The organism is Streptomyces sp. NPDC006332 (assembly GCF_040612855.1).
GTDB lineage: Bacteria > Actinomycetota > Actinomycetes > Streptomycetales > Streptomycetaceae > Streptomyces.
On the sequence record NZ_JBEXRA010000101.1, the window covers coordinates 1 to 15,977 of the forward strand.

The following is a 15,977-nucleotide window of genomic DNA, read 5'->3' on the forward strand; positions in this document are numbered from 1 at the left end:
GTCTGTGCCGGTCCGGTTGGTACCGCGCCGCCCGCACCGGGGCCGGGGAGGTGATCACCTCCCGGGCCCCGGTGCGTGCGGTCTCCTATCGGGGTGAGCGCGCGAACCGTGCGAGGTTGGTGGAGGTGGGCTCGGGCTGTCCGTTGTTCTGGACGGGCGCCGCGGTCAGCACGTCGAGGTGCTGGTAGCCGTCGGCGATCACCGGGTGCAGGTCGGCCGGGACCCGGCCCGCCAGCAGCCCGTCGCCCGCGAGCACGGTGAGCGTCGGGTTGGCGGTGAGCCCCTCGGGATGCACGACCAGTCCCTTCACCTGCGGCGAGGTCGACAGTTGGAGGTCGGTGACCAGTTTGGTCGGGAAGTACTGCTCGGTGAAGTCCAGCGGCTGCTGCGCGAGACTGCGGGCCAGCTCCCGGATGTCGGTGACCTCCTTGCCCGCGCCGGTGAAGGGGGTGCCGTCCGCCGACCGGTGTCCGGGGTCGTCGGGGTCGCCTATCCGGTCGTAGTTCCGCCAGGTGTACAGCGGGCCGTGCGGCCGGTCGGGGATGGCCTTGTACTCGGTACCGAACAGGGCAGGTTGTGCGTCGCCGCCGTTGGCGACGGGGAAGTTCTTGTCGGCGACCGGCCCGCCGTCGAAAAGTCCGACGCTGCTCTGCAGGAACGCCAGGGGGACGGAGTTGTCGTCCATCAGCGCTCCCAGGACGGCCGCGTTGGTGAGCCTGAAGTCCTTCACTGCGGGCGTGCCGCTGAGGAAGGTGGCGGTGTCCTTGGAGAACAGGAAGCGGTTGGTGGCCTCGATGTTGACGTTGGCTGGCAGATAGCGGGGCAGGTCGGCCTCACCGTCGGGGGCGTCGACCGCGCCGAGTCCCGCGATGGCGAGCAGGGTCATGGTCTCGGGGTTGAGCAGGACCGGCGCGGACAGGGTGCGGGAGAGCACCCCGCTGTCCAGGCCGGCCTGCACCACGCCGTAGCCGAGGCCGATGTCGGGCAGGTTGGTGTCGTCGGGGATGCTGCCGCTGAGGTCGCCGAGGGAGGTGGAGACGGTGGTGTCGAGGGCGAAGTAGCCGGCGCACTGGTTGTGTCCGGCGTCGGCGGTGGTGGTCCGGTCGCCGTCGAAGTCGGCGGTCGCGAAGTACCCGGTGATCACTCCGCCCAGCGAGTGCCCGCCGCACAGCACCTTGTTCCTGCGTACTTCCTGGTCGGGGAGTTCGGCGGCCAGCAGGTCGTACTCGTCACGGACGGTCTGTGCGATGCCGAGCTTCGCCATCCAGCCGAGGCGGTCGTTGCCGACGTAGCCGTCGAAGGTGCGGCCGGCGACCTGTTTGCCGCGGTAGTAGTAGTCGACGGAGGTGTGCTGGTCGCCGGAGGCGATGCCGGTGCGGTCCTCCAGGCAGTTGGAGCGCCGGTCCAGGGCCCAGAACTCGATGTGGCTGCCCTGCTCGGCGGCGCGTGCCACGGTGTTGCGGGCGACGCTGTCGAACGCTCCGGCGCCTTCCAGGATGCCCGGCTGGGCGAGGAGGACCCGGTCGGCGTCGGCGGAGGCGGCCGGTCCGGCCAAGGAGCGGTAGCGCAGGTACGACAGCCAGTCGCACGCCGCCGGTCGCGCCCCGAAGGACGCCGGAAGCGGCACCTTGACCCGTACCACCGACTCGACCACGCCGTCCGCCGGCGCCGAGGTCGTCACCGGCGACTCGGTCCGCGCGGCCTGCGCGTGGGCCCCGGGAGCGACGGCTGTCAGCGTTCCCGCGGTCAGCAGTACCGCCAGCGCGGCACGTCGCCACGTTCTTTCTCTGCTGCGACTCGTCTTCATAGCGGGACGGTAGGGCCGGGGCCGTGGCCCGCTCAGGCGGTGCTCACAGGAATTCAGCTCATCCGATCGCTCTTTGTCACCGGATTACACACAAAGGGCGGGACCCGCCCGATGAGCGCGGATCCCGCCGCTGGCTTCCTGATGTTCGGTTGCCGACATCGCGGTGCTCGCAAAGCTCAGTGCTTGAAGACGTCCTTCGCCTTCTCCTTGGCCTGACGTGCGTCGCCCTTCGACTGGTCGGCGCGGCCCTCGGCCTCCATCCGCTCATTGCCCACCGCGCGGCCGATCGCCTCCTTGGCCTTTCCCTTGGCCTGTTCCTTCTTACCCTTGGCCTTCTGGTCTCCGGTCACGTTGCCTCACTCCAAGCCATCTCGACTTCGGTGTCGTGCTTCGGGTAGCCGCCTCGGCAATTCCCAAACCGTGCGGAGAATTGCGTTCGGCTTTCCGATGTGCCGTGTTTATCGGTCAGGGTGATGTGCCGTGTTACCGGTCAGGGTCAGGACAACACCCGCAGCGCTCCGGGCAGCACTCTGGCCGTCACCGGCAGCTGGGCCTCGACCTCGCCGTCGGCGCCGTAGGGCACGGTGCGGTCGGCCTCGACGCGGATCTCCCGGCCACGCAGGACGCGTACCTCGGGGCGGTGGACGTGGGCACCGGACCTGAGCTCGTTCATCAGGGCGAAGAACAGCAGGCGCGGTGCCTCGCGGATCATCACGACGTCCAGCAGGCCGTCGTCGAGGCGGGCGTCGGGGGCGATGAGGCGCCCCGACCCGTAGTAGCCGGAGTTGGCGGCCACGACCGTGTAGCCGGTGTGCGAATGTTCTTCCCCGTCGACGGTGACCCGGTAGCGCACCGGCCGCCAGGTGGCGACCGCTCTCAGCCCGCCCGCGTAGTAGGAGGCGGTGCCGCGCAGGAGTCTGGCCTGGTTGGCGCGCCGGTTGGCCAGCGCGTCCACTCCCGCGTACACACTGCCGAGCACCACTGTGCGGTCGTGGAGGGCCGAGCTGACCTCGATGGCGTCGACCGGGCGTGGCTCGTGGTGCAGCAGGACCCGGGCCAGGCCGACCGGGTCGGCGGGCAGTCCCAGCGCCCGCGCGAAGTCGTTGCCCCGGCCGGCCGGAACAAGCCCGAACAGCGCACCGGTGCCGCTGAGGGCTCCGCCGACGCGGCCGGTGATGCCGTCACCGCCGACGGCCAGGACCACTCGCCCCCGCTCGCCCGCCTGCCGGGCGATGTCGTGGGCGTGGGCGAGGCTGCGGCTGTACTCGGTCTCCAGTTCCGCCCCCGCCTCCCGCAGCAGCCGCGCCACCGCGAGCAGGGCCGCCGCGCCGGTGGATCCGCCCGCGGTGGGGTTGACGACGGCGGTGAACTGTCGCATCGGGGTACCTCCGGGGCTGACGGCGAGAGGGGGGCGAGAGGGACAGACGGCAAAGCGGCGGGACGGGTATCAGGATGAGACCCGAGGTTGGGGTGTCGGCGAGCGGGGTGGGGGACGGGCGGCGCCGGTCGTCAGTGTCCCGCGCGATGGATCCGCCACACGTTGTCGTAGCGGAAGCCTTCGATCCCCTCGGGGGAGACGCTCGGCTTGCGCACCGTGTCCAGGGTCGTGAAAGTCCACTCCCCCTCCGGGAGCGCGAGCGCCGCCCGCACGCTCGCCAGTGTCGGGAACTCCACGTCGAAGGGCGGTTCGTCCTGCCACGACGGCCAGCCCGCGTGCATGACGATCAGGAGTGTGCCGCCGGGCGCCACCGCGTCGGCGGCCCGCCGCAGCACTCGGTCCTGGTCGAGGGGCACCGGGGACTGCAGGAACTGCGCGCTGACCAGGTCGAAGGACCCTTCCGGGAACGTCACGCCCAACTCGTGCCGCTCCCACCGGACGCGGTCGGCCACGTTGGCCTCGGCGGCGTGCCCGGCCGCGCGCTCCAGGGCCGTACGGGAGATGTCGGCTCCGGTGACCCGCCAGCCGCGCGAGGCCAGCCACACCGCGTCCGCTCCCTCGCCGCACCCCAGGTCGAGCGCGGTGCCCGGCGTCAGGCCCGTCACCTCGCGCACGAGCAGCGCGTTGGGCCGACCGCTCCAGATGCGGTCGCCGCCCTGATAGCGGGCCTCCCAGAACTCGGCGGCCGGTGTCGGGTGGATGTGGGTCATGGCGCCTCCTGGGCGGAACACTGATGGTCGTCGTCGCCAGGAAGCCTCCGCCGTAACGGCCCCTATGGCAAAACAAGTTGCCGGTTCGGCAACGAGGACGGGGCGGCAGTTCCCGGTCGGCTCATGTGCCGTCCGAGGGCTGCCGCCCCGTCCTCGTGCCGCCCGGCTATTCGCCGTCCCGGCTGCGCACCGTCGTCTCCACGTCCGCCTGCACCTCCTGTCGCGACCGGCCCCGTTCCGTGGCGTACTCGGCCAGCGTGGACTGGGCTTCACGGTCGAGGTCGCGCCAGGCGCGCCAGGCGGTCTCGTAGGTGACGGTCTGTTCCTTGGTCCACTTGTGTTCGGTGGGCGGACCGAGGGAGTGCCGCAGCTCTTCGACCCGGTTGTGTGCCTGGTTTGCCGCACGCTGTTTCTCCACCACCTCGTCGAAGGTGGGGGCTGGGTGATCAGCCATGGGCGAGCGCCCGCAGCTTGTCGGCCGAGCCGTTGAACCTGTCGTGGTCGCCGACCGTCGGCCCGCTGGAGGTGTACTGCCACATCGTGTACTTGGTCCAGCCGGCCGGCAGGGTGCCCGCGGTCGAGGCGTAGCGGGCGATCCACAGCGGGTTGGCGGCGAATCCGCCGTAGTTGCCGGTGCATTGGCTCCACCAGGTGGTGGCCGTGTAGATCACGGCGGCCCGGCCGGTTCGTGCCTTGTACCGGTCCAGGAAGTTGCGGATCCAGGTGACCATCGCGCTCGGTGTCTTGCCGTAGCAGGCGTCGCCGTACGGGTTCCACTCGATGTCGAGTGCGCCGGGCAGGGTCTTGTCGTCCTGGGACCAGTTGCCGCCGTGGTCGACGAAGTAGTCGGCCTGGGTGGCGCCGCCGGTGGTGTCCGGGGTCGCGAAGTGGTACGCCCCGTGGATCATGCCCTGGTTGTACGAGCCGCCGTACTGCTGGCTGAAGTAGGGGTTGCGGTAATACGTCCCCTCAGTCGCCTTGGCGTAGGCCCAGCGCACTCCGCTGGTCCAGAGGGTCGGCCAGGACACGTTGCCCTGGTAGCTGGCCACGTCCACACCCTCTGTCTGGGTGGCGCGGGTACCTAGGGGCAGACCGTCGCGGCCGTCGTGGGCCGCGACCCCCATGCCCATGAAGGCGGAGCCGCGGACGGGCGAGGGATCCGGGGCCGCGGAGACCGCGGCCGGGGCGAGTTGGACGCACGCGGCGGCGAGCAGAGTGGCGGCCACGAGCAGACGTGAGCGGCTCAGGGCCGCGGTGATGGATATTCGCACGCTCTCCATCTGACCCGCAGAAGGGCCCCGGTGCCTCGGCCGACTGATCCGTGGGAGTGAACGAACTCGGACGGCCGCACCCGTCAGTGGGTATGTCGCCGACTGTCGGGGGCGGCCGTTCGGTGGCGTCGCGCGCCTGGAATCACCCGGTGTTCCGCCTGGTGCGCAGGAGCAGGAGGAAGCCGCAGACCAGGAGGACCGCTCCGGCCGCGGCCGGCCACAGCTGCGTCCCGGTCTCGGCGAGGCCTCCGCTACATGAACGTCCTGGCTTCTCGGGACGAGAGCGCGGGTCATCCGGCCTTCCGCATGGCCTAGTTGGTCCAAATCAGTCGGTTCGGCCAGAGCTGGATCCGTCGTCTGCCGCACATGGACCGAGCACGCGAGGACGAGCGACGAGCCTCCCGGCTAGTCTCTCCCGGTCGGCGGAGACGGGAGGGGCCGTGGGTTGGTTCGGGAGCGGTGACGAGAGCGGCGGGGAACGCCTGTGGCGCGCCTATCTCGAAGCGGATCACCTCCGGTTCGTCGCCGAGGAGAGACTGCGCGACGTGGAACAGGACCGCGCGGCGGCCAGGGAGCGGCTCCTCGGATCCGACGTCGTCCCCGTGCTCCGGGAGTCCCTGCGCTCCGGCCGGGGGTCCCTGGCGGTCCTGGACCTGCTGCGTGACGTGGGCACGGATCGTCCCGACGTGGTCCGCGGCCTGCTCCCCGAGGTGTACGAGTGCTGCCTGAGCGTCGACAAGCCCGGCGTCTGGGGCCGTGAGGTTCTCAGCACGCTCGCCGGGTCGGTCGCCGTGCACGACGATCTGGCCCCGTTGGTGGAACGGACCCTGGTCGACAAGGTGACCGACGTCCTCGCGATGCGCGCCCTCGTGATGCTCCTGGACGACCTCGGGGACGCCCCGCTCACGGCACGGTGGCGACGCGCCGCCCTCGCCTCCACGGACCTCGGTGTCCGGGAGCTCGCGGAGGAGTACCGTTCCTAATCAGTGAGCAGGAGTGAGTCTTGGACCCATTCCTGGTGACTGCGGACATCCCGAACGGTTTTGGGTGTCCTGGTCGCCCGCGTTCGCTCCGCGTCCGGCGGCACGGATCGTGTCCGTGGTCCGGGAGTGCGGGGGCGGGGTTCCTCACGCCCCGGGGTGCCTGGTCGGGCCTGAACGGTCCGATGCCCCACACGATCACTCTGGTCGTGTGGGGGCGGTGCCGTCCGACGCCGGATCGGGTGCCCCAGGGCGCGCCTGCCGATCGCCACGGCGGCTGCGTCGTGGCGGGTGATCTTTCTGTTCCTTGAGGTGAGGGGCTTCTGCCAGTGCTGGACACCCCACCGGGATGTGTAGGCCGGGTCCACCGCGACGATGGCGAGGTCCTGCTCGGCAGCCATCGACACCAGCCGCGCCTTCAGCTTCGCGGTGGGAAAGCGGGAGAGCAGCCGGCGGAAACGCTTGTTGCGGCCGTGCTTCTCCCGGCTCGCGCCCTCGGTGAAGTCGAGGTCCTCGATCGCGATCGCCGCGACTCCACAACGCCGGGCGTGGTGCAGCAGGCGGGTCAGGGCGTGCCGGATCTGCGCGTCCCGATGCGCTGTGGTCCCGGACAGGTCGTAGAAGAAGCGTCGTGGTTCGCCGACCGGGTTGCCATGCACATCCAGATGCCAGGCGGCGAGATGGTCGTCGTTCATATCGACGGCGACCACGCCCCGGGCCAGGGCCGCCTCCAGGGGCAGGACGGGGATGGGGGCGCGTTGCCAGGAAGCGGTCACATACCAGCGGTCCCGGGCGGGGTCGTGGTGGATGCGGTAGGCCACCGCCCGATCATTCGTGATCCGGTCCAGCCACTCCTGCCCGCGGTGCTGGAACGCCACGCGCGCGTCCAGGACGTACCGGCCGTGCGGTGTGTTCGCCAGGTGCGCCAGGGCAGCGGGGAGTTTGATCGAGAGCTGTCCGGTGTCGGTGACGCGGATGGTTTCGTTGCCGAAGCGCTTGCCGGACTCCCCGTCCGCGGACAGGAACATCCGCGCCGCCTGCCACCGCCGACGCCACTCGTTCACGTCCAACCCGGCCCCGTCCAGGTGGTGGCGCAGATGCGCGAGGCGTTTGCCGCCGCGCACGACATGCACTCGGCCCTCCGTCCAGTCCGCCTCCACCCCAGCCAGCCGGACCTTCAGCGCGTGCAGGCGGCGGGACTTGGCATGCCACTGGGCCCGCGACCCATAACCACGATGCAGGCCCTCACGTTTGTTCGCCTTGGCACCCAGCGGACGGGCCAGCCGCGCCTCGATCTGCGTGATCTGCCCGCGCAGCCACACCATCTCCGCCAGCTGACCGCGCCGCGCCAGCGCCCACTGATCATGCGTGGCCCTGGTGATGCTCCCTGCCCACCGCGCCGACGAACACCCCGTCAGCTCCCGCTTGCGCACCGCCCACGACGCCGCATCATGGTCCAACCCCTGCCGGGACCGTAGGGCGAGATCCCCCAAGGCCAGCGAACCGAGGAAAAGCCCCACCTCACACAGAACCGCCGCATCCACCTGCGACACCCGCAGCCGGTCCCGGATCGCCACCCCCGCAGGGCCGGGCACCACGAACGACGCCGCCACCTGACGCAGCCCGCCCACCCCACACCCCCTGCCACGCTGCCGAAAACCCGATCACCACACCCAACGAGCCACACCCCCATGAGGTCACGCATTCGACACACGAACCCCCATTCCCCAGCCGATGACGACCCCCAGCAGGCCGCCAACACTCACCCCTGCTCACTCATACATGCTCGCGCTCACCCAGCGCCAGCAGTTCACAACCCCTCCGGGGAGGACACCCAGCGGCCCGTTCCTCCCGACGGCGGATGATCGGCGCGGCGAGGTTCGGTCGACGGCGGGCGGTGCGTCGAATGAGCGCTGCCGGGGTGGGGAACCCGGGCCCCATACCCGTCTGTCCTTGTTTTCCGAATCTCCGAGGAGGGCTCATGAGTCTCCTACGCCTGGCCGGCCGCCCCCTGCTCGCTTCCATGTTCGTCGCCGGCGGTCTGAACTCCGTTCGCGACCCCAAGGAGGTGGCCGAGGCCGCCGAGCCCGTCGTACGCCCTCTCACCGAACGTGTCTCCGCTCTGCCCGACCGCACGGACCAGGCGGTACGGCTCAGCGGTGCCGTTCAGGTGGTGGCGGGCGTCCTGCTCGGCATGGGACGTGTCCCCCGGCCGGCGGCCCTGGCCATCGCCGCCACGCTCGTGCCCACCACGCTGGCGGGCCACCGCTTCTGGGAGACGGAGGATCCCGAGGAGCGCGCCCAGCAGCGCATCCACTTCCTGAAGAACCTCTCGATGCTCGGCGGTCTGCTGATCGCGGCCGACGACACGGCCGGCCGGCCCTCCCTGTGGTGGCGGGGCCGTCACTCCGCCCACGACCTGCGCCGTGAGGCCCACCTGGTGCGCCGCTCGCTCCGCGCCACGACGGGGCCCGCCGCCGCGGCCGGGCGGGTGCGCGCCAAACTGCCCGTCTGATCCACCGGCGCGGGAGCCGGCACCCGCGGGGCGCGACCGGATGGCCGCGCCCCGCACGCTTGTGCTGCTACGACCGGAAAGGGTTCACCGGCCCGCGACACCCGCCACGGCGTGCCGAGAGGCCGGCTCCGGTATCCCGCGCACGGCGTGCCGAGAGGCCGGCCCCGGTATCCCGCACACGGGCTCGTGTCGAAGACGGCGCCCCGGGTACCCGGGGCTCGCCGTCACGGTCCTCGCCTGCGGCCCCCCGGAGCGGGGCCGGGCACCAGGACGACCAGGAAAGGGGGCAGCGATGGCGCCGCACGCCGACGACAACGCTCTCGACCAGCGCGCCGGCGTCGCCGAGCTGCGGCTGGCGACAGGGGATCCCGAGCTCGTCCCTCAGAACAGGGTGCTCACGGGCGATCTGCCCCTGGACCGCAACCAGGCGATCCTGCAGGCCGCCAAACAGGTCGGCACGATCCTGAAACGGAAGGGTCATCCGTTCGCGCTGGCGGGGAGTGTCGCCGTGTACGCTCACGGCGGCGCCCAGAACCTGCAGCACGACGTCGACTTCGCCATCCGGCCCGAGGACGCCCAGGCCGTCGCCGAGAGCCTGCGCGAGTCCGGGCTCCAGGTGTTCACCCCGCCGGAGGACTGGCTGCTGAAGGCCGACTGCCTGGGCCAGCAGGTGGACCTGATCTTCGAGTTGGCGCATCAGCCGGTCACCACGGAGCTGCTGGAGCGGACGCAGGAGTTGTCGGTGGACTCGGTCTTCATGCCGGTGCTGTCGCCGACCGACCTGGTGCACAGTCTGCTGGCCGCCTTCTCCGAGCACCACTGCGACTTCGGGGCGGTCCTCCCGATCGCCCGCACCCTGCGCGAGAAGGTCGAATGGGACGTGGTCCGCGAGGCGTGCGGCGACGCCCCGATGCCCGACGCGTTCTTCTACTTCCTGGAACGGCTGGAGGTCATCGAACCCGGGCCGAAGAAGGAGCAGCGATGAGCGAGCCCGCCGCATCCCGCCCCGGCGACCCGGGCGGGAGCGCCGAGAACGTCGAATACCGGGTCGCCCACCTGCACGACCGTCTCGCCGCCGAGGAACTCGGCGAGCTGGGCGTACGGGCGGAGGTGCGGGCCGGGTCGGTCGTGGTCACCGGCACGGTGCCCTCCGCGCAGTGCCGCGAGACGCTGCTGCGGACCGTCCACGAGGAGCTGGCCGGGCTCGCCGTGCACACGGACGTCGTGGTGGCCGAGGCCGCCTCCCCCGACCATGCGGAGGAACTGTCATGATCCGCGTCGCCGCCGTGGGGGACATCCACATGGGGCCCGACACCCAGGGTCTGCTGCGTCCCGCCTTCGAGACCCTGCCCGACTGCGCCGACCTGCTGCTGCTGGCCGGGGACCTCACCCGGCACGGCACCGCGGAGGAGGCGCGGGTGGTGGCCCAGGAGGTACGGGGACTGCCGGTCCCGGTCGTCGCCGTCCTCGGCAACCACGACCACCACGACGAGCAGCCCGAGAAGGTCATGGGCATCCTCCAGGAGGCCGGCGTGCGGGTGCTGGAGGGCGAGGGCACGGTCGTGGAGTGCGGCCCGGCGCGTGTGGGGATCGCCGGGACGAAGGGCTTCGGGGGCGGGTTCGTGGGGCGCTGCGCCGGGGAGTTCGGTGAGCCGCTGATGAAGGAGTTCGTCCGCACCACCCGGCGCAGCGCCGACAGTCTGCGCGGCGCCCTGGAGGAGCTCGGGGAACAGGAGTGCGAGGTGCGGGTGGCGCTCACCCACTTCTCCCCCGTCGCCGACACACTCGCCGGGGAGCCCCCGGAGATCTTTCCGTTCCTCGGCAGTTACCTGCTGGCCGAGGCGATCGACACGGCCGGCGCCGACCTCGCCGTCCACGGCCACGCCCACGCGGGCACCGAGCACGGGATGACGGCGGGCGGCGTACGGGTGCGGAACGTGGCGCAGCCGGTCATCCAGCGGGCGTTCAACGTGTACCAGCTGCACACCACCTCTGACGGCGCAGCGGTCCCGGCGCGTGACCAGGCACCCACGGTCGGTTGACGGCCGCCCGGCCCGGCCGCCCGGCCCGGCCGCCCGCGCACCGGGGCGCAGAAGCCTGGGGTCGGCGGTTCCGCCGGGGTCCCGCGACATCGCGGCAGCCGTCGCCGTCTTGCGCCACCTGCCCGGTCACAGACGGGAAGCCGAGGCCGCGATGCCCGACGAGCTGGGGCGGGCGACGTCGTTGATCGGGCCGAGGGGCTATGTGGCCGAACGGGTCGCCGAGTTCGCCGCCTGCGGGGTGACCACGCTGAGGGTGGGCGCCTTGGCGGACGGCGTCGCCGAGCGCGTCGCGGCGGTGGAGGCGCTGCGGGACCTCATCTGAGAGGTCGAGATGCCCCCTTCGGCACCTCCGCGACGGACGGCTGGGCGGTCGCCGGCCCCGACCCTGACGTCCGGGACGAGAACCCGCGCCCTCCGCGGCGTCAGCGCGCCCCGGGGTGGCCCGGCGGCGGCGCCGTGCTCGCCCGCTGCACCAGCCGCGTCGGCACCAGCGTCGTACCCCGCTCCGGCCCGTCCTGGCGCATCTTCCGCAGCACCGCCTCCACACAGAGGCGGCCCACCTCGGCGAAGTCCTGGTGGAGGGTGGTCAGCGGCGGCAGGAACGAACTCGCCTCGGCGATGTCGTCGAAGCCGATCACACTGACGTCCTCGGGCACCCGCCGCCCGCGTTCGTGGAGGGCGCGCAGCAGTCCGAGGGCCATCTGGTCGTTGGCCGCGAAGACGGCGGTGCACTCCTCGCGCGCGGCCAGGCCGAGTCCGACCTCGTAGCCGGACGCCGCCGACCAGTCGCCCCGCACCAGCGGCGGCGCGCTGCGTCCGGCCTCGGCGAGGGCCGCCCGCCAGGCGTCGGCGCGCCGCTGGGCGGCGAACGAGCCCTCGGGACCGCCCAGATGCCATACGGTCCGGTGCCCGAGGTCCAGGAGATGGCGTACGGCCGCTCGGCTGCCGCCGGCCTGATCGGTGTCGACCACCGTGTAGCGGTCGCCGGCGTCGGAGTCCGCCACGACGACCTGGACGTGCGGCGGCAGCGTGACGGTCGCCGCGTCCAGCAGATGGACCTCCATGATCACGATCACCGCGTCGACGGCGAGCTCCTCCAGCCGGCTGAAGGCACCCCGTACCTCGTCCTCGGTGGGGACGGCGACCGGGAGGAGCGTCACCGCGTACCCCTGGTGCGCCGCGGAGTTGGCGATCGCCTCCAGAGTGCGCACGTTGCCGGTGGTGGACAGCGAGAAGGTGATGACGCCGATGGTGCGGAACTCACCGCGTTTGAGGGCTCGGGCCGCGCTGTTGGGCCGGTAGCCGAGTTCCTTCATCGCGGCGAGGACCTGCCCGCGGGTCTCCTCGTTCACTCCCGCGTAGCCGTTGGACACCCGGGACACGGTCTGCGACGAGACACCCGCCAGCCGGGCCACGTCCGCCATGGAAGCGCTGGCCCGCCCGCCGCCCCGGGTGCGGCCGGGGGCGCGCCTGGGACCGTCGCCGGTCATGTCCACGGGCCCGTCGGCCGCATGTGGCCCGGGCCCCTCCGCCGGGTTTCTGTCAGCCGTGTCCACTCGCCGTCCGCCACCTCTCCACCGCTGCTCACAACACCGTTTCACCAGGGAACCTTGACCCCCGTCAACGGGGCAGTGTAGACATGCCGCCATCGGATGTTTACGTAAACATAACAGCACACCGCATCCTCGTGATGGCCGATGTTTGCGTAAACATCGCGGTGGGAGCGCCACCGGCGACGGATGTCCCGGCCGCACCACCGGGCTCCAGGACGTGAACGAGCGAGGAACGACATGACGACGCTGCAACCGCCGGCGGCCGCAGAACCGCGGTCGGCACCACCTCCGGCGAAGAGGGACCGCCGCTCCTGGACGGGATGGGGTTTCATCGGTCCCTTCGTAGCCGTGTTCGCGCTGGTCTTCCTGGCCCCGATCGCCTACTCGATCTACCTGAGCCTCTACCGCAACCAGCTCATCGGCGGAAACAGCTTCGTCGGCCTGGACAACTACACGCAGGCCCTGCAGGACGACCAGTTCTGGCAGTCGCTCGCCCGCGTCGCGCTCTTCCTGTGCGTGCAGGTCCCGATCATGCTCGGCATCGCGCTGCTGGTGGCCCTGGCGCTGGACAGCGGACGGCTCTACGGCAAGAACTTCTTCCGTATCTCGATCTTCCTGCCGTACGCGGTGCCCGCCGTCGTCGCCACCCTGATGTGGGGCTTCATGTACGGCAACCAGTTCGGTCTGATCGGCGACCTCAACGACGCCCTGGGCACCTCGATCCCCGACCCGCTCTCCGCGGACTGGGTACTGGCCTCGATCGGCAACATCGTGACCTGGGAGTTCATGGGTTACAACATGCTGATCTTCTACTCGGCGCTGAGGGTGATTCCGAGCTCCCTGTACGAGGCGGCGGAGATCGACGGTGCCGGGCAGTTCCGCGTCATCACGGCGATCAAGCTCCCGGCGATCCGCGGAGCCCTGGTCATCGCGACCATCTTCTCGATCATCGGCAGCTTCCAGCTGTTCAACGAGCCGAGCATCCTGCGCAACCTCGCGAAGAACACCATCACCACCGACTACACGCCGAACTTCTACACGTACGCGCTGTCGTTCAACGGGCAGCAGCACAACTACTCCGCGGCGGTCGCCATCATCATGGGGCTGATCACCATGGTCATCGCCTATGTCGTCCAGCTGCGCGGCATGCGCAAGGGAGCGTGACCCGATGACCAGCCCTGCCTCCACCGCCTCCCGGCCGCGGCCCGCGGCCGACACCTCGAGGCCCGTGACCCGGCTGCGCACGTCACGCAAGAAGCACACCCCCGGCCGTCCTCGGCGCAGTGTGCTGCTGACCCTGCTGACCGGACTGGTCCTGCTCTACACCCTGGTCCCCCTGGCCTGGCTGCTCATCAGCGCCACCAAGACCCAGGAGGGCCTGGCCAGTTCGTTCGGGCTCTGGTTCGACAACGGCCACTTCGCCCTGTGGGACAACGTCAAGGAAACGTTCACCTACGACGACGGCGTCTTCACCCGCTGGCTGCTCAACACCCTGTTGTACGTGGTGCTCGGGGCCGGCGGCGCCACCTTCCTGGCCATCCTGGGCGGTTACGCCCTGGCCAAGTTCAAGTTCCCCGGCCGGAACGCCGTGTTCGCGGTCGTCATCGGCGCGGTCGCCGTGCCGGGCACCGCGCTCGCGGTGCCGACCTTCCTGATGTTCAGCAAGATGGGTCTGACGAACACCCCGTGGGCGGTGATCATCCCCTCGCTCATCTCGCCGTTCGGGCTCTACCTGATGTGGGTCTTCGCCACCGAGGCCATCCCCACCGAACTCCTCGAGGCCGCCCGGATGGACGGCGCCGGCGAGGTGCGGACCTTCTTCACGATCAGTCTGCCGCTGCTGGCGCCCGGCATCGTGACCGTCCTGCTGTTCACGACGGTCGCCACCTGGAACAACTACTTCCTGCCGCTGATCATGCTCAAGGATCCGGACTGGTATCCCCTGACGCTGGGCCTGAACGCCTGGAACGCGCAGGCCGCGACGGCCGGCGGCCAGCCCGTCTTCAACCTCGTGATCACCGGCTCGGTGCTCACCATCGTGCCGCTGATCGCCGCGTTCCTGCTGCTGCAGAAGTACTGGCAGTCCGGACTCGCCGCAGGAAGCGTCAAGGAGTGACCGCCACGGTCGTCCCGCCGCCCCATAGCCCCACGTTGTCCCGAACCCCCCTCACCCTGTCCCACCCACGAAGAAGTGGAAGCATTTCCATGCGCGGAAAGACCGGCCGCCTGCTGCGCGGCATCGCCCTCCTGTCCAGCCTCGCTCTGGGCGCGACCGCCTGCGGTGGCTCCGACGACGGGGACTCCGGCCCGAAGGCGGTGTCCCAGTCGGACATCGACGCGGCTCTGAAGAAGGGCGGCACCGTCACCGTCTGGGCCTGGGAGCCCACCCTCAAGCAGGTCGTCACCGACTTCGAGAAGGCGAACCCCAAGGTCAAGATCAATCTTGTCAACCCGGGTACCGGCGCCGAGGCGTACACCGCCCTGTCGAACGCCATCTCGGCGAAGAAGGGCGTTCCCGACGTCGCGCAGATCGAGTACTACGCGCTCGGCCAGTACGCGCTGACGAAGGAGCTCACCGATCTGAAGGGCTTCGGCGCGGACAAGCTCGCCAACGACTACTCCCCCGGCCCGTGGAACGCCGTGCAGTCCGGCGGCGGCATCTACGGCCTGCCGATGGACTCGGGCCCGATGGCGCTGTTCTACAACAAGAAGGTCTTCGACAAGTACAAGATCGCGGTACCGACCACCTGGGACCAGTACGTCGAGGCGGCGCGCAAGCTGCACAAGGCCAACCCCAAGGCCTACATCACCAGCGACATGGGTGACCCGGGCATGACCACCAGCCTTCTGTGGCAGGCCGGTTCGCGCCCGTACAAGGTCGACGGCACCAAGGTGAAGATCGACTTCTCGGACGCGGGTGCCGCGAAGTACACCAGCACCTGGCAGAAGCTGCTGGACGACAAGCTGGTCGCGCCCATCCCCGGCTGGACCGACGCCTGGTACAAGGGCCTGGGTGACGGCACCATAGCCACCCTCGCCACCGGCGCCTGGATGCCTGCCAACTTCACCTCCGGCGTGAAGAACGCCTCCGGCGACTGGCGCGCCGCGCCGCTGCCCCAGTGGACCGCGGGTGACAAGGCGAGCGCCGAGAACGGCGGCAGCTCGCTGGTCCTGCCCGAGGCGGGCAAGAACGAGGCGCTCGCCTACGCCTTCGTCGAATACGCCAACGCGGGCAAGGGTGTGCAGGCCCGCATCAAGGGGGGCGCCTTCCCGGCGACCACCGCGGACCTGAACGACAAGGCGTTCCAGGACACCAAGTTCCCGTACTTCGGCGGGCAGGAGGCCAACAAGGTCTTCGCCGAGTCGGCCGCGAACGTCGCCGACGACTGGTCCTACCTGCCGTACCAGGTGTACGCGAACTCCATCTTCAACGACACCGTCGGCAAGGCCTACGTCTCCGGCACCAAGCTGAACAACGGCCTGAAGACCTGGCAGGACGCCTCGGTCAAGTACGGCAACGAGCAGGGCTTCACCGTCGAGAAGTAGTCGGGAAGCAGTAAGCGTCGGGCGACCTCGATCTGTTCCGGCCGGATCCCGTCCCCGCGCCCTTGGAATCGCTCACCTAGCGGGCGATACCGTCGTACCCCTCAATCTCCCGTGG

At 70.4% G+C, this 15,977-nt stretch carries 17 protein-coding genes and 1 pseudogene; 9 read left to right on the forward strand and 9 right to left on the reverse strand.

All coding sequences use genetic code 11. From position 1 onward, the window contains the following. Nucleotides 1-85: 85 nt before the first annotated feature. From ABZ027_RS41875 to ABZ027_RS41905, 7 genes and pseudogenes are all read right to left on the reverse strand, one after another. Nucleotides 86-1,807 carry a hypothetical protein gene (locus ABZ027_RS41875; RefSeq protein WP_356778130.1) on the reverse strand — a complete coding sequence of 574 codons (1,722 nt, stop codon included), beginning with the start codon at nt 1,805-1,807 and terminating at the stop codon, nt 86-88. A 176-nt stretch (nt 1,808-1,983) separates the two neighbouring features. Then, on the reverse strand, nt 1,984-2,157 hold the full coding sequence (locus ABZ027_RS41880) for a CsbD family protein (protein ID WP_356778132.1): 174 nt from the start codon (nt 2,155-2,157) through the stop codon (nt 1,984-1,986). Between the two features lie 146 nt (nt 2,158-2,303). Continuing rightward, nucleotides 2,304-3,185: a YegS/Rv2252/BmrU family lipid kinase gene (locus tag ABZ027_RS41885; RefSeq protein WP_356778134.1), complete on the reverse strand. Its 882-nt coding sequence runs from the start codon at nt 3,183-3,185 to the stop codon at nt 2,304-2,306. Nucleotides 3,186-3,316: 131 nt separating this feature from the next. Beyond that, entirely contained in the window at nt 3,317-3,955 is a 639-nt protein-coding gene (locus ABZ027_RS41890; protein WP_356778136.1) for a class I SAM-dependent methyltransferase, read from the reverse strand. Nucleotides 3,956-4,121: 166 nt separating this feature from the next. Next, nucleotides 4,122-4,409: a hypothetical protein gene (locus tag ABZ027_RS41895; protein ID WP_356778138.1), complete on the reverse strand. Its 288-nt coding sequence runs from the start codon at nt 4,407-4,409 to the stop codon at nt 4,122-4,124. After that, a complete protein-coding gene (locus ABZ027_RS41900; RefSeq protein ID WP_356778140.1) occupies nt 4,402-5,235 on the reverse strand; it encodes a lysozyme in 834 nt (277 codons plus the stop codon). The genes ABZ027_RS41895 and ABZ027_RS41900 overlap by 8 nt, the downstream gene beginning before the upstream one ends. A gap of 133 nt (nt 5,236-5,368) precedes the next feature. Next, nucleotides 5,369-5,476 (reverse strand): annotated as a pseudogene (locus ABZ027_RS41905) (LPXTG cell wall anchor domain-containing protein); the annotation flags it as partial. Between the two features lie 190 nt (nt 5,477-5,666). Here ABZ027_RS41905 and ABZ027_RS41910 point away from each other — a divergent pair. Further along, nucleotides 5,667-6,209: a hypothetical protein gene (locus tag ABZ027_RS41910; protein WP_356778142.1), complete on the forward strand. Its 543-nt coding sequence runs from the start codon at nt 5,667-5,669 to the stop codon at nt 6,207-6,209. Here the strand turns inward: ABZ027_RS41910 and ABZ027_RS41915 are convergent. After that, on the reverse strand, nt 6,206-7,837 hold the full coding sequence (locus ABZ027_RS41915) for an IS200/IS605 family accessory protein TnpB-related protein (RefSeq protein WP_356778144.1): 1,632 nt from the start codon (nt 7,835-7,837) through the stop codon (nt 6,206-6,208). The two genes, ABZ027_RS41910 and ABZ027_RS41915, sit on opposite strands and share 4 nt — an antisense overlap. A gap of 350 nt (nt 7,838-8,187) precedes the next feature. On the opposite strand from ABZ027_RS41915, the gene ABZ027_RS41920 reads away from it, so the two are divergent. From ABZ027_RS41920 to ABZ027_RS41940, 5 genes are all read left to right on the forward strand, one after another. Continuing rightward, nucleotides 8,188-8,721 carry a DoxX family protein gene (locus ABZ027_RS41920; protein ID WP_356778146.1) on the forward strand — a complete coding sequence of 178 codons (534 nt, stop codon included), beginning with the start codon at nt 8,188-8,190 and terminating at the stop codon, nt 8,719-8,721. Between the two features lie 292 nt (nt 8,722-9,013). Next, complete coding sequence (locus ABZ027_RS41925) at nt 9,014-9,706, forward strand: hypothetical protein (RefSeq protein WP_356778148.1); 693 nt, start codon at nt 9,014-9,016, stop codon at nt 9,704-9,706. Further along, nucleotides 9,703-9,993 carry a hypothetical protein gene (locus ABZ027_RS41930; RefSeq protein ID WP_356778150.1) on the forward strand — a complete coding sequence of 97 codons (291 nt, stop codon included), beginning with the start codon at nt 9,703-9,705 and terminating at the stop codon, nt 9,991-9,993. The genes ABZ027_RS41925 and ABZ027_RS41930 overlap by 4 nt, the downstream gene beginning before the upstream one ends. Further along, nucleotides 9,990-10,763, forward strand: a complete 774-nt coding sequence (locus ABZ027_RS41935) for a metallophosphoesterase (RefSeq protein WP_356778152.1) — start codon at nt 9,990-9,992, stop codon at nt 10,761-10,763. The genes ABZ027_RS41930 and ABZ027_RS41935 overlap by 4 nt, the downstream gene beginning before the upstream one ends. Nucleotides 10,764-10,914: 151 nt before the next feature. After that, nucleotides 10,915-11,085 carry a hypothetical protein gene (locus tag ABZ027_RS41940; RefSeq protein WP_356778154.1) on the forward strand — a complete coding sequence of 57 codons (171 nt, stop codon included), beginning with the start codon at nt 10,915-10,917 and terminating at the stop codon, nt 11,083-11,085. 100 nt (nt 11,086-11,185) lie between these two features. Here ABZ027_RS41940 and ABZ027_RS41945 read toward each other — a convergent pair whose 3' ends face one another. After that, nucleotides 11,186-12,253 carry a LacI family DNA-binding transcriptional regulator gene (locus ABZ027_RS41945; protein WP_356778156.1) on the reverse strand — a complete coding sequence of 356 codons (1,068 nt, stop codon included), beginning with the start codon at nt 12,251-12,253 and terminating at the stop codon, nt 11,186-11,188. 300 nt (nt 12,254-12,553) lie between these two features. On the opposite strand from ABZ027_RS41945, the gene ABZ027_RS41950 reads away from it, so the two are divergent. From ABZ027_RS41950 to ABZ027_RS41960, 3 genes are all read left to right on the forward strand, one after another. Next, a complete protein-coding gene (locus ABZ027_RS41950; protein ID WP_356778158.1) occupies nt 12,554-13,480 on the forward strand; it encodes a sugar ABC transporter permease in 927 nt (308 codons plus the stop codon). 4 nt (nt 13,481-13,484) lie between these two features. Further along, a complete protein-coding gene (locus tag ABZ027_RS41955) occupies nt 13,485-14,432 on the forward strand; it encodes a carbohydrate ABC transporter permease (protein WP_356778160.1) in 948 nt (315 codons plus the stop codon). An 89-nt stretch (nt 14,433-14,521) separates the two neighbouring features. Then, complete coding sequence (locus ABZ027_RS41960) at nt 14,522-15,862, forward strand: sugar ABC transporter substrate-binding protein (RefSeq protein WP_356778162.1); 1,341 nt, start codon at nt 14,522-14,524, stop codon at nt 15,860-15,862. The last annotated feature ends 115 nt before the right edge of the window (nt 15,863-15,977 follow it).

Excerpts from the sequence above, each read along its gene's own strand:
- ABZ027_RS41875 (WP_356778130.1), bottom strand. The coding sequence starts at position 1,807 with ATGAAGACGAGTCGCAGCAGAGAAAGAACGTGGCGACGTGCCGCGCTG.
- ABZ027_RS41885 (WP_356778134.1), bottom strand. The coding sequence starts at position 3,185 with ATGCGACAGTTCACCGCCGTCGTCAACCCCACCGCGGGCGGATCCACC.
- ABZ027_RS41890 (WP_356778136.1), bottom strand. The coding sequence starts at position 3,955 with ATGACCCACATCCACCCGACACCGGCCGCCGAGTTCTGGGAGGCCCGC.
- ABZ027_RS41895 (WP_356778138.1), bottom strand. The coding sequence starts at position 4,409 with ATGGCTGATCACCCAGCCCCCACCTTCGACGAGGTGGTGGAGAAACAG.
- ABZ027_RS41900 (WP_356778140.1), bottom strand. The coding sequence starts at position 5,235 with ATGGAGAGCGTGCGAATATCCATCACCGCGGCCCTGAGCCGCTCACGT.
- ABZ027_RS41920 (WP_356778146.1), top strand. The coding sequence starts at position 8,188 with ATGAGTCTCCTACGCCTGGCCGGCCGCCCCCTGCTCGCTTCCATGTTC.
- ABZ027_RS41925 (WP_356778148.1), top strand. The coding sequence starts at position 9,014 with ATGGCGCCGCACGCCGACGACAACGCTCTCGACCAGCGCGCCGGCGTC.
- ABZ027_RS41930 (WP_356778150.1), top strand. The coding sequence starts at position 9,703 with ATGAGCGAGCCCGCCGCATCCCGCCCCGGCGACCCGGGCGGGAGCGCC.
- ABZ027_RS41935 (WP_356778152.1), top strand. The coding sequence starts at position 9,990 with ATGATCCGCGTCGCCGCCGTGGGGGACATCCACATGGGGCCCGACACC.
- ABZ027_RS41940 (WP_356778154.1), top strand. The coding sequence starts at position 10,915 with ATGCCCGACGAGCTGGGGCGGGCGACGTCGTTGATCGGGCCGAGGGGC.
- ABZ027_RS41945 (WP_356778156.1), bottom strand. The coding sequence starts at position 12,253 with ATGACCGGCGACGGTCCCAGGCGCGCCCCCGGCCGCACCCGGGGCGGC.
- ABZ027_RS41950 (WP_356778158.1), top strand. The coding sequence starts at position 12,554 with ATGACGACGCTGCAACCGCCGGCGGCCGCAGAACCGCGGTCGGCACCA.
- ABZ027_RS41955 (WP_356778160.1), top strand. The coding sequence starts at position 13,485 with ATGACCAGCCCTGCCTCCACCGCCTCCCGGCCGCGGCCCGCGGCCGAC.
- ABZ027_RS41960 (WP_356778162.1), top strand. The coding sequence starts at position 14,522 with ATGCGCGGAAAGACCGGCCGCCTGCTGCGCGGCATCGCCCTCCTGTCC.